Source organism: Bacillus cereus group sp. N14, assembly GCF_016483555.1.
GTDB lineage: Bacteria > Bacillota > Bacilli > Bacillales > Bacillaceae_G > Bacillus_A > Bacillus_A wiedmannii.
In genome coordinates this window covers 88,440-101,225 of record NZ_JAEHBQ010000005.1, presented here as the reverse complement: position 1 = coordinate 101,225, position 12,786 = coordinate 88,440, and the positions used below count along the sequence as shown (strand labels likewise).

The window sequence follows — 12,786 nt, the reverse complement described above, 5'->3', positions numbered from 1 at the left end:
CAACCCAAGATTTTAATATATCCTCAAAATCAAAATTTTATATTTCTACAGTTGCGAAATGAGAGGGAATTGCCAAACGGTTATGTAAGAGATGCGGTTGTATACAGTATTATTGCAAGTGAATGGCTGATTATAAAAGAACAACTACTACAAAAACTTGCTGTATATAAATAAGGAAATAAGGTCAAATATATAAAACCGAGATACTCCCATCTTTTTGATTTGAGGGCATCTCAGTTTTGGTAGCTTGATGGCGATGGGGTAGCAGCCTCTACAACAAAAAATGTACATATTTTTGTTGTAGAGGTTTCTTTAGCTGACTAGTTATATGAATAATTCATTATAAAAAAGTAGCCTGTATCTGATTGGGATATAGCGGATTTTAAATTTTTTTGAAAATAAAGTTGACATTCTCTCTACTCAGTCATACAATGTAGTTGTAATAAGTAATACTGAATAGCGTGATTTTAATCAAAAGCTATTCAGTAAAAATTCGCCTTAGTACTCTGTGATACTGAATATAAGTCAGACAGAATAGGGGGTAAAGGAGGATCATAACATGGAAAATTTAACTGAAATGCTGAAAGGTTCACTGGAAGGGTGTGTGCTGGAAATCATTAGCCGCCGAGAAACGTATGGCTATGAGATTACCCGCCACCTGAATGATCTTGGGTTTACCGAAGTTGTGGAAGGGACGGTTTATACTATCCTCGTACGATTAGAAAAGAAAAAGCTTGTGAATATTGAAAAGAAGCCATCAGATATGGGGCCGCCTCGTAAGTTTTATTCATTAAATGAGGATGGCCGTCAGGAGCTTGAACTGTTTTGGAAAAAATGGGATTTTGTATCTTCAAAAATTAACGTCTTGAAGTCAAACTAGCCTCATAATATAAAATGTTCCGGCTCATATTTGGAGAGTTTCTTGTTCTGCTTTATAAAAAAGGAGGAAAATAAGATGTTGGAAATGTTTAAAAAATTAATAGGTGATAAAAAAGAGTACAAAATGATGATGGCACGTGTTGGAGCACTGCCAGAGGATTATCAGTTTGTGTTTAAGAAAATTCAAAACTACATGTGGAATTTCTCAGCGGGTAATGGGATGGATATGCTGCACATACAGTATGAATTAATCGATTTGTTTGAAGCTGGTGCAGCGGAAGGCAGACAAGTGCTTGACATTACTGGGGAGGACGTAGCATCCTTTGCTGATGAACTAGTGGCAAACGCTAAAACGTATGTCTCTAAGTATCGTGAAGATTTGAATGAAAGTATTATGAAGAAATTGAGAAAAAAATAAATGCAATTAGTAATACCGACTGATTAGCTGGTTACAAATGTGAATTGCCGCCATCGCTATTCAGTTATATTTTTAAACTGCTACTAAGTAATACAGATTATCAGTGATACTAAATAGAGGTTATAGGTAACCTATTTTAATAAGGGGGAAAAAGTATGAGCAATGCAGCAATTTCTGTAAAAGGGTTAAAAAAATCTTTTAAAGATAAAGAAGTCTTAAAGGGAGTGGATTTTGAGGTGCAGCGTGGCTCCATTTTCGCGCTGCTAGGCTCAAATGGAGCGGGAAAGACGACAACGGTCAACATCCTTTCAACGCTAATGAAACAAGATGATGGTGAAGTAAGTATTTGCAGTTTTGACGTCCAACGTCAATCAGATCATGTTCGTCAAAGCATCAGTTTGACAGGACAGTTCGCAGCTTTAGACGGCATGCTTACTGGAAGGGAAAACTTGATAATGATTGCTAAATTACGTGGTGTTTCCAATCCCACTCAAGTTGCTGATAATCTACTTGCAAGATTTAGCCTGACTGATGCGGCCAACCAGAGGGCAGACCAGTATTCAGGTGGGATGAAGCGCCGACTTGATATCGCGATGAGTTTGATTGGGGCGCCAGCAGTTATTTTTCTTGACGAACCAACGACTGGACTTGATCCGGAAGCGCGGATCGAAGTGTGGGATACAGTCAAGGAACTTGCCGGCAGCGGCACAACGATCTTACTTACGACTCAGTACTTGGAGGAAGCAGAACAACTGGCGGACCGTATCGCTATTTTGCATGGCGGAAAAATCATAACGACAGGTACTCTTACAGAACTGAAAGAGATGTTCCCGCCAGCAAAAGTAGAGTATATCGAGAAGCAGCCGACGTTGGAAGAAATTTTTCTTGCGATTATCGGTAAAAAGGAGGAGATGTAAATGAAAAGCAAAACAGGGGTATTACTAGGGCGCTTAATGCGTAATATTATGCGTAGTCCGGATACAATTATTACAGTAGCAATTACACCGATTATGATGATGCTATTATTTGTTTACGTATTTGGCGGGGCTATAAAGACAGGGACGGATAACTACGTTAATTATTTATTGCCGGGAATTTTGTTAATGGCTATCGCATCCGGTGTGGCTTACACTTCTGTACGATTGTTTACGGATGTAAAGAGTGGGCTGATGGCACGTTTCATTACGATGCCTATTAAGCGCTCATCGATATTGTGGGCTCACGTTTTAACTTCTCTTGTTGCTAATGTACTTACTATCGTGGTGGTTATTCTTGTTGCGCTCTTAATGGGCTTTCGTTCTAGTGCAAATATGCTAGATTGGCTTGCGGTAGCGGGAATACTGGGGATGTTTACGTTAGCGCTAACATGGCTAGCCATCATTCCAGGACTGAAAGCGAAGTCTATGGAAGGGGCGACAGCTTACTCGTACCCGCTAATTTTTCTTCCATTTATTAGTTCAGCCTTCGTACCTACAGAAACGATGCCTAAAATTGTTCGTGCGTTCGCTGAGAATCAGCCTGTAACTTCGATCGTGAATGCGATTCGCGCCCTATTATATGAAGGGACTGTTGGCAACGATATTTGGACTGCACTGGCTTGGTGCGTAGGTATCATGATTATCTCTTACTTTTTCGCTAGCAAAGCATTTAAACGTCAGTTAGGGTAAGTGAATTAAGTCATCCGAAATTATATATATTTGAAAAAGCACGGGAGATTTTCCGTGCTTTTATTATTTGTTGCGCACTTATGGTAGAAAATATAGGAAACAGGTAACGAATTAAACTCAATATTTTGAGGTTTAACCGATCACTGCTTATGGAGAATATAAACATAACCGCTCTTGTAAATCGTTTAATATTTCTTCAGGCATTTCCCTGGTCGTAATATCTTTCCCTAGGAAAAGTAGCCAATTTGTTATCTCTGTCACTTCATCGGAATTGTTAACATTGATAAATGTTTTTAAAATGGCTGTGGATTGGTAAGGGTTTGTATAAGAAATTGAAATTTTTAAAGGATGGTATTTTTTGTACTGGGCAATCGCTTTTGGACCAAGTTCAAGTACAAGGTTAATTGCTTCGTCCTTCTTATTTAGTTTTTCTAAAATCTGTTTCTTATTTAACCTCTTTTTCGTCATGTACGGTTCGATATTGATGAGGTCATCGACAGGGAACATCATCTTCTTTTCCTCTTTTAAGTCAAATCCTTCAATAATCCAATGGCTTTTTTCTTGATAAAGGTGTAATAGATAAATGGGATAAGACTTGATTTCTTTCTCTTCTTTGGTTGTAATCAATAAATGACTATCCAAAAGAAGGATTTGGATGAGTTTTTCTAACATAGGGTGGGGTAGGTCAGAAAGCTCAAGTAGATCGGGATTATGAGGATTAGTCCCTTCAAAAAGTAAGAGTTGATTTAAAAGAACGAGGTCATCTTGCTGGGTTTCTGAAATGAGTCCTAGTAGTTTTTCGGCTAAAGATTGACGACTTTTTAAATAGGGAAGTTGTTGATTTCTTGTAGCCATAAAGGCAATAAAAAGAGCTTTGACTTCATTGTCAGTAAAGCGAACAACGGGCAGGATAGAATTATGCATGACAAAATATCCACCAGTTCTTCCAACTTCAGCGACAAGTGGCATGCCCATAGCTTCAATGTCTCTAATGTCTCTAATAGCTGTCGATCGTGATATGTTAAATTCTCGCATGATTTCAGTAATCGTAAAGTGGGAGCGATTGTTGATATACCGCATAATTGTATTAATCCGTTCAACTTTTTTCATTGGAGTCTCCTAAACAGTATCATTTTTTGACATGATTTAAAGATATTATAAACGTATCAGATGAAAAGATAAATCGTTTGATTCATTTTAAAAAAAGGAAGGTTTTGAATATGAAAAATTATACGATTGAAGAAAAAGATAGCTTTATTGTGTTAGGTATTGGAACTGAAATTAAGAGTGACTATACAAACTTTGCTGGAATAAATAAAGAAAAAGAAGACTTTTGGTCAGCTGTTAAAGAAGATGGAAGGTTGGACACTTTAAAAGCTTTAGCTACAAATGAATACATTTTTTCTGTGAGCGAAGCGGTGAATAATAAGATGATGTATTATGCTGGTGTCATGACAGAAGCACAAATAGAAGAAGAATCTAGAGTGATCCAGTTTCCGAAGGGAGAATACTTAGTAGTGAAAGGGGAAGACAAAACGGCTGAAGAGCTAAGTAATAAGCTGACTGGCATCGCCTTCGGTCAAGCTTTACGAGAAGCAACAGATTTTGCTTATGTTGGTGGACCGAATACAACGGTTGAGATGGGACAGAGAGACGGCTTAGTATTTGGTGAAATGTGGATTCCAGTTGTTAGGAAGTAAAGTGATAAAAGGTACGAATATGGAAAATAGAGGCTAACAATATTGAATTGTTGGCCTTTTTGACATAAATAAATTATTCATTCATATGCTGCTACACATTATGTTCTGATAAAATGGAATGAAAGGGAATTAATGTAAGGTGGTGGCAGGGTGAATAAAAAAAGGATATTTGAGCTATTCATAGTAGCGTTTATTTTTCTATTCCTTCATGTAAGCACATATACCAATGAAAAATTTAACGATAAATTGGGTTCCTTTACTTTCGTTGTTCTATTTCTTATCGTTTATATTAACGCTATATTTATAGAAAGGTATTTTGATGATATACAAAAGTGGGTTCGAAATATCACAATTTGTTTTGCTTTGTTAGTAGTTGCTGTAGTGTCACTGTGGATAGGGTATTTTTAAATCCTTGCTTAATTGATCTTTTCTTTCCTCAGTCATGATAAAATTTACAATAGGAAATTTTATGTAACATGAAGGGAGAAGGGTTATGGTTAGCTTTAGTACTTTGTTAGCTTTTGCAATTGTTTCACTTAGCATGGTTTGTTCACCAGGGCCTAATATGATTTATCTTATCTCTCGTTCCATTACGCAAGGGCGTATGGCAGGATTTATTTCTCTCTTGGGTATTATGCTCGGATTTGTAATTTATATAATCGCAACAATGTTCGGACTGACAGTTTTATTCCTTGCAGTACCCGCTGTCTACGAAGCAGTCAAGTGGGCAGGTGCTGCTTACTTGCTCTGGCTTGCCTGGAATTCGATAAAACCGGGTGCTACTTCTATTACGGAACCTCATACTATTTCTAATGAGCCACCACGGAAATTATTTCTAATGGGACTTATGACGAACCTTCTAAATCCAAAGATTGCTATTTTATATGTGTCACTGTTACCCCAATTTGAAGATCCTGAGAAGGGATCGTTGCTACTACAAGGTGCAGTTTTAGGCCTTACGCAAATCACTGTTAGTTTTATAGTCAACCTTCTAATTGTGTTTACAGCAAGTAAAATTGCTACATGGTTTGGCACACGCCCAACGTGGCTACGAGTGCAGCGTTGGCTTATGGCAAGTGTATTAATGGGGCTTGCTGTACGTCTTGCTTTTGAACGTCGACAGTAGGATTATCTTTAACATTTTGACGATCTTATTGAAATGATTCAAGTTAGTTATAAAAAATAGTAAAAGAAAACCATCAATTTGATTAATTTTTTAAAATTGATGGTTTTTATTTTTGAAACAAATATTTATTTTATAGAAAATATTTTTAGACCCCCATAAATTTTGTTGTTCCTTCGAATATGTATAGTGCAGAAAGCAAATGGAAGTAAAAGTGCACATCGGATACAGCATTGAAATATTTATAAAATTGCTAGATTAAATGAGGAAGCCGAAAGAAAAGGCTGAAATTACCAGCAATATAGAGAAGAGTTATTTAAAGATTGCAGATAAAATAGAAAAAGAGCAAGCAAAACAATATAAGAAATTAAATGAAAATGCAGATTTAGCTTTTGTATAAATAGAACAGAATAATCATTAAGAAAACGGTGAGAAAAGTCATTCTTGAAAAATATGAGCAACAGCAAGAAGACAAGCTTAAAGAAAAGTACTAAGAAAATGTGGTTAAATGGTCACTTTTTTAGTGACCATTTTGCTATGTGAAGGAGGCTGGGAGATTACAAGTGTTGAGTTTAGTAATGAAGATCTTAAGAAAACCAAAAATAGAAGATATCGTATGTAATATACAAAACAACGGAGAAGATAAGGAAGCTTTTATCTTACAGTATCAGCCGTTTATTAGAAAATCAATCTCGTCTGTCTGCCGTAGATATATTACAGAACAGGATGATGAATATAGTATTGGATTGTTTGCGTTTAATGAAGCAATTGAAAAATATTCATATAAAAAAGGGAAATCTTTTCTAGCGTTTGCTGATCTTCTTATAAAAAGAGATGTAATTGACTATATACGCAAGGAGTCTAAGCATAACCTTGTCTTTTTAAAAGAAGATGAGCAAGAGGAAATGTTAGAAATGCAAGTATCGCTTACGGAGTATATGAAAGAGATGGAAAATAGTAACCGTAAGGAGGAAATTCTTCATTTTCAAAGTGTGCTAGCTGAATTTAAAATCACATTTTCAGAGCTTGCTAAAGAATCTCCTAAGCATCGTGATACGCGCGAGCACCTAATAGAAATTGTGAAGATTATTATAAAAGAAGAGGAAATGATGGAAGAACTGTTCCGAAAGAAAAAATTACCGCTTAAACATATTGAACCGCGTGTTAGAGTAAGTCGTAAAACGTTGGAGCGACATAGAAAATATATCATTGCAATGTGTATTATCTTCGCAAATAACTATACATACATTCTTGATTATATAAGGGGAGGGAAGCATGTTGAATAAAGGAATTGTGATGGATATAAAAAAACATAGCGTAGTTGTTTTAACGCCAAATGGAGAGTTTATTACGTGTAAAAGAAAAGGGGATTCTTGCGTGATTGGAGAGGAAATCTCGTTTGAAGAACAAGAACAAAGAACATCGCGTTTTTCAATCCCTTATTTCTTAAAGCCGGCATCATTACTTGTTGCTTGTTTTCTATGTGTGCTGTTCTTTTTCTACAACCAACCGGAAGAAAAAGTATTTGCCTACGTCTCAGTGGATATAAATCCAAGTTTAGAGGTGAGCGTAACAAAAGATTTTCGTGTTATAGATTTGCAAGCTTGTAATGATGATGGAAGGCATATTTTAAAAGAATTGAAGCAATGGGAAAACAAACAATTGCAAGAAGTAATACGTACGATTATAAAGCAAAGTCAAGAAGATAAGTATTTAACAAATGATAAGCAAGTTATGCTAACAGCTGTTGCAAAGGATAAGTCACTAGCACCAAAGTTGGAAAAGGTAATGAAAGAATTAAAGAAAGAATATGAGCTAAAACATATTACAGTCGAATATCAAAATAGTACGATGCAAGTACGAGAGAATGCTAAAAAAGCTGGAATTGGCACAGGTTTTTATATAAAGCAAGAGAATGAGAAGAATAAATCGCTTACGCCTCCTTCCACGCCGTCTAATCAAGTGGAAAACGAAGAAGAGGTGCAATCGCAGCCGGAGGCATCTCCTGATGTATCACCGAATTGGTCTCCTGTAAAAGAAAAAAAATATGAGAAGCCAGAGCATGAAGAACAAAAGAAAACAGAGGAACAGCCATCTAGGCAAATAAAAGAAAATAATGGACAACAGCAAGGAAACAACAGTAGAGGATCTCAGCAAGAAAATAGAGGGAATCAACAGGAGAATAACGGTAGAGGATCGCAACAAGGAAATAAGGGGAATCAGCAAGGGAACAACGGTAGAGAATCGCAACAAGGGAATAAGGGGAATCAGCAAGGGGACAATGGAAGAGGATCGCAACAAGGGAATAATGGAAATCAGCAAGGGGACAATGGAAGAGGATCGCAACAAGGAGATAAGGGGAATCAGCAAGGGAACAACGGTAGAGAATCGCAACAAGGAAATAAGGGGAATCAGCAAGGGAACAACGGTAGAGGATCGCAACAAGAAAATAATGGAAATCAGCAAGGGGATAATGGAAGAGGATCGCAGAAAGAAAATGATGGAAATCAACAAGGGAACAATGGGAGGGGGTCTCAACAAGAAAATAGAGGCCACCAACAAGGAAATGAAAAGAAGAATCAATAGAATATGGAAGTGAGAGATTCAATTCAAAGCTAAAAGGATTTATCTCGCTATTGTGGGCAGTAAAACTCCCATCTCTAATTTTGGCTGGGGCAAAGAAGTTAGATAGGAGTTGGGCTGCTTATAAATACCCAATTGGTGAGGGCTGATTAAAGTTGCATTTTATTATTCTATAGTTCTATTAAGAAGGAGTATGTGAAAAATATAATGGAGAAAAACATTCAACAAGAGAAAGGTAAATCAAAACCTATTTTTTATGATCCTAAAGGAAGGAGGAACATAGCTTTTATCTCGTTTCTATGTATCTCAATAGTTAGCGTAAGTAGTGTATTTTATTTTTTCTTTCAAAGTATTTTTTCAACACCAGAAATTCCAAATATGAATCCTACTGTAAAGCAAGATACGAAACTTGTACCAATTAATCAAAAACTTAGTGACGAGCAGTTAAAGAAGGAAGAATTCAAACCAAATACCGAAATGAAGGGTAATAAAAATTTGGTGAATTCGATGAACGATAGTGAACAACCAAAAGAAGTGTATGGTTTTTATGTGAATTGGGATAAAAATAGTACAGCGTCTTTAAAAGAAAATATCAATTCATTAACCACATTAGTACCAGAATGGTATCATTTAAAAGAAGATTTAACGATTAGAAGTGAGATAAAACCTGAGATTGTAAAACTAGCGCAAAAAAATCATGTGAAAATTATGCCGTTGCTTACTAACTATAGAGAAGAAGCTTCTGGCCCTGACAGTGAGCTTATCCGTAAGTTACTGAATTCTCCGAATGATGCGAAGACGAAGTTTATTAATGATTTAGTAGGCCAAGTTAAAAAGAGTCAGTTTTCAGGTATTAATATTGACTTTGAGGCCGTACCTGAAAGTGATAGAGAAAACTTAACAAATTTTATGAAAGAACTTACTACGGCCTTTCATAAACATGATTTGCTCGTCACACAAGATGTTCCAGCTAATGATAAGGCCTTTGATTATGGTGCGTTAGCAAAAGTAATAGATCGAATGATTGTAATGATGTACGATGAGCACTATGGAGCGGGGGAACCAGGCCCGATTGCTTCAAATAAATGGTTCCAACACACATTAAAAGAACTGAATATTCCGTCTAATAAACTTGTAGTTGCTTTCGGTAACTATGGATATGATTGGGAAGTAAATAGTAAAAAACCTGCGAAGTCTTTAACTTTTTCAGAAGTTATGACAATGGCTCATGATTCTAATATGAAAATTCAATGGGATAACATGAGTGGAAATCCTTATTTTAGATATAAAACAGGAGAGAAAGATCATACTGCTTGGTTCTTAGATAGTGTTACTCTCTATAATCAAGTGAAAATCGCAATGGAAAACAATGCTAAAGGGTTTGCATTATGGAGATTAGGAGCAGAAGACCCTACAATATGGAAAGTTTTAAAAAATCCGATTGGGGTACAAAAAAATCCTGATGCATTACATAAAATTACTAGTTTAGATGAAGTGAATTATGCTGGACAAGGTGAAATTTTACAGATTGAGAATGAAAGAGAAAATGGGTTGAGAGATTTTAAAATAGGAAAAGATGGTTATCTTACAGATGAAGTATATAGATCATTACCATCTACATACGAAGTGCAACGATATGGAAAACCGAATGGGAAACAAGTAGTATTAACATTTGATGATGGGCCAGACCCGAAATATACACCGGAAATTTTAGATATATTAAAAGAGAATAAAATAAACGCTGCTTTTTTTGTACTTGGTGAAAACGCGCAACTAAATCCTAGTATTGTGAAAAGAATATACGATGAAGGGCATGAAATTGGCAATCATACTTTCAAGCATCCTAATGTCGCTGATACGTCTTTACTACGAACAAAATTAGAACTTAATACGACGCAACGTTTAATTCAAGAAATAACTGGACATTCTACGGTTTTATTTAGACCGCCATATGAAGCCGATGCTAACCCGGATTCATCAAATGAAATATTGCCTATTTTGCGTGCACAAAATATGAACTATACAATGGTAGCAGAAAAAGTTGATCCTGAAGACTGGGCAACACCATCAACAAATGAATTAGTAAAGCGTGCTCTTACTCCCGTTTATAAGGGAGCGGGAAATATTGTTCTACTACATGATGCGGGAGGGAATCGTACCCATACGGTAGAAGCGCTTCCGGTTATTATTAAAGAACTTAAAAAACATGGATATAGTTTTGTAACAATTTCAGATTTAATGAATAAAGAACGAGATGAAATTATGCCTCCTGTTTCTTCTGAAGGAAAGCAATATTTACTTTACAATAAAGCTGTCTTTTCAGGAACGGGATACTTTAAACGTATATTAACAACTATTTTTTATATTGCCATTGGATTAGGTATTTTTCGATTCTTATTCTTAATTTATTTTGCATGGAAGCAGAAAAGAAAAACGCTATCTCGTTGCATTAATTCGTCCTATCAACCTTTTGTTAGTGTTGTCATAGCAGCATATAATGAAGAAAAGGTGATAGCCAAGACGATTCGCTCAATTTTGGATAGTAATTATAGAGAGTTTGAAGTTATTGTTGTGGATGACGGATCGACAGATGGTACATTAAAAGTAATGCAAGAAACATTTTATAAACACCCTAAAATTCGTTTCATTCAGAAAGAAAACGGCGGGAAATCATCGGCAATGAACCTAGCGTTTCAACAATCGCGAGGAGAGATCATTGTCACTTTAGATGCGGATACTATTATTGCGCAAGACGCTATTTCTCTCATGATTAGACACTTTGAAGATCAGAATGTAGCGGCAGTTTCAGGTAATGTCAAAGTGGGGAATAGACGAAACTTGTTAACTACTTGGCAACATGTTGAGTATATTACAGGGTTTAATTTAGAACGTAGAGCTTTTGATGAGTTAAATTGTATTACAGTAGTTCCAGGAGCTATTGGGGCATGGCGTAAAAAGAATGTAGTGGAATCTGATTATTTAAGTGAAGATACATTGGCAGAAGATACGGATCTTACTATTACATTTTTACGTCAAGGGTATAGAATTGTATATGAAGAAAAGGCGTATGCTTATACGGAATCACCTGAAGATGTGAAAAGTCTCATTAAACAGCGATATCGTTGGTCATATGGTACACTCCAATGTCTTTGGAAACATCGAAAAGCATTGTTTAATACAAAACATAAAACGTTAGGATTTATTGCATTGCCTAACATGTGGTTATTCCAATATGTTCTGCAATTCATTGCTCCTTTTGCAGATATATTAATGATTATGGGGCTATTTAGTAGTGATCCACTAAAAGTTTTAGGATTTTATTTTGTATTCTTTTTAATGGATCTATTCGCATCTTTGTTTGCATTTAAATTAGAGGAAGAGAATCCGAAACCACTAGCATGGTTAATTTTACAACGCTTTATTTATCGTCAATTTATGACTTATGTTGTCATTAAATCTATATTCTCATCAATTCGAGGAGTAGCGGTAGGGTGGAATAAGCTAAAGAGAATGGGAAGTGTTAAACATTCTACGGAACATAAGGAGGCATCTTAAGAGAACAGATTATCTGTTCTCTTTTTCATTGATTTTAGTTAGATGAGTGTAGAATAGATACGTTTTTATCTATAAGGGGATTTTTATTGATTACTGATAGTGAGACATTATGTTAAGATACTCCTTTAGTTTCGGGGAAAAGTTTTTTATATTTTTTTTAAAATGACGGACATAAAATCGTATATACCTTCGAATTATATATGTGGATAACATAAATATGTATATAAAAGGGGAGAAAAAACATGAAAGAAATGTATGAAGAAATCACTGAAATATTGAAGGTATTAGCACATCCTGTCCGCTTATCATTAGTAAAAATAATGCTTGCAAAAGGTCCTATTAACGTAACGACAATGTATGAAATGTTACAAATGCCTCAAAGTACAATTAGTCAACATTTATCTAAACTAAAAGCTACGAAAGTCGTTACAGGTACTCGGAAAGGGTTAGAAATTTATTATGAGGTAACTGACAATCGCACAAAATCAATATTAGCATGTTTAGTTTAAATACTGATTGTCTAGATATTAAGAAGAGGATGCTAAAGTAATTCTATGACTACAATTTTTAAGATTTTATACAAAAGTAATATGTATAAGTGTATGTGGTTTTCTTACTAACATAAGTGTATGTAGACTGGTTATTAATTTGTTATACTTCTTAATTAGATTATTTTATTTCATAATATTGTATGATCTTCACCTTGTTAAATTTAATATTATTTTATTAAAAATTAGTAAGGTGAAAGATTATTTATGTACACATGAAATATTTTATAAAGAGTACGACTTTACTCCAAAGTTACATTTTTAGTTTTTTATCTATAGATCTAATACTAAAGGGAAAATAACTGAAATATAA

13 protein-coding genes and 1 pseudogene are annotated in these 12,786 nt (G+C 35.3%); 13 read left to right on the top strand and 1 reads right to left on the bottom strand.

Annotation, left to right across the window (positions count from 1 at the left end):
* Window positions 1-51: 51 nt before the first annotated feature.
* The 5 genes and pseudogenes from JDS82_RS09985 to JDS82_RS09965 form a co-directional block, all read left to right on the top strand.
* A pseudogene (locus JDS82_RS09985) lies at window positions 52-174 on the top strand (GNAT family N-acetyltransferase); the annotation flags it as partial.
* Window positions 175-559: 385 nt separating this feature from the next.
* A complete protein-coding gene (locus tag JDS82_RS09980) occupies window positions 560-880 on the top strand; it encodes a PadR family transcriptional regulator (RefSeq protein WP_000429486.1) in 321 nt (106 codons plus the stop codon).
* A gap of 75 nt (window positions 881-955) precedes the next feature.
* Window positions 956-1,297, top strand: a complete 342-nt coding sequence (locus JDS82_RS09975) for a DUF1048 domain-containing protein (RefSeq protein WP_000891990.1) — start codon at window positions 956-958, stop codon at window positions 1,295-1,297.
* Window positions 1,298-1,452: 155 nt separating this feature from the next.
* Window positions 1,453-2,214 (top strand): ABC transporter ATP-binding protein, encoded by a 762-nt coding sequence (locus tag JDS82_RS09970; protein WP_048560072.1) that lies wholly within the window; start codon window positions 1,453-1,455, stop codon window positions 2,212-2,214.
* A complete protein-coding gene (locus JDS82_RS09965; RefSeq protein WP_000837803.1) occupies window positions 2,215-2,964 on the top strand; it encodes an ABC transporter permease in 750 nt (249 codons plus the stop codon).
* Window positions 2,965-3,111: 147 nt separating this feature from the next.
* On the opposite strand, the gene JDS82_RS09960 is transcribed toward JDS82_RS09965, so the two are convergent.
* Entirely contained in the window at window positions 3,112-4,074 is a 963-nt protein-coding gene (locus tag JDS82_RS09960) for a helix-turn-helix transcriptional regulator (RefSeq protein WP_199713167.1), read from the bottom strand.
* Window positions 4,075-4,184: 110 nt separating this feature from the next.
* On the opposite strand from JDS82_RS09960, the gene JDS82_RS09955 reads away from it, so the two are divergent.
* From JDS82_RS09955 to JDS82_RS09920, 8 genes are all read left to right on the top strand, one after another.
* Window positions 4,185-4,664: a GyrI-like domain-containing protein gene (locus JDS82_RS09955; protein ID WP_088113521.1), complete on the top strand. Its 480-nt coding sequence runs from the start codon at window positions 4,185-4,187 to the stop codon at window positions 4,662-4,664.
* A gap of 150 nt (window positions 4,665-4,814) precedes the next feature.
* On the top strand, window positions 4,815-5,072 hold the full coding sequence (locus JDS82_RS29705; protein ID WP_199713166.1) for a DUF3963 domain-containing protein: 258 nt from the start codon (window positions 4,815-4,817) through the stop codon (window positions 5,070-5,072).
* 85 nt (window positions 5,073-5,157) lie between these two features.
* A complete protein-coding gene (locus JDS82_RS09945) occupies window positions 5,158-5,790 on the top strand; it encodes a LysE family translocator (protein ID WP_199713165.1) in 633 nt (210 codons plus the stop codon).
* A gap of 259 nt (window positions 5,791-6,049) precedes the next feature.
* Complete coding sequence (locus tag JDS82_RS09940; RefSeq protein ID WP_176520797.1) at window positions 6,050-6,187, top strand: hypothetical protein; 138 nt, start codon at window positions 6,050-6,052, stop codon at window positions 6,185-6,187.
* A gap of 163 nt (window positions 6,188-6,350) precedes the next feature.
* Entirely contained in the window at window positions 6,351-7,073 is a 723-nt protein-coding gene (gene sigI / locus JDS82_RS09935) for an RNA polymerase sigma factor SigI (protein ID WP_098057272.1), read from the top strand.
* Entirely contained in the window at window positions 7,063-8,373 is a 1,311-nt protein-coding gene (locus JDS82_RS09930; protein WP_199713164.1) for an anti-sigma-I factor RsgI family protein, read from the top strand. The genes sigI and JDS82_RS09930 overlap by 11 nt, the downstream gene beginning before the upstream one ends.
* Window positions 8,374-8,577: 204 nt before the next feature.
* Entirely contained in the window at window positions 8,578-11,925 is a 3,348-nt protein-coding gene (locus tag JDS82_RS09925) for a trifunctional glycoside hydrolase family 18/polysaccharide deacetylase/glycosyltransferase family 2 protein (RefSeq protein ID WP_199713228.1), read from the top strand.
* A 242-nt stretch (window positions 11,926-12,167) separates the two neighbouring features.
* A complete protein-coding gene (locus JDS82_RS09920) occupies window positions 12,168-12,434 on the top strand; it encodes an ArsR/SmtB family transcription factor (protein WP_048560064.1) in 267 nt (88 codons plus the stop codon).
* Window positions 12,435-12,786: the final 352 nt, after the last annotated feature.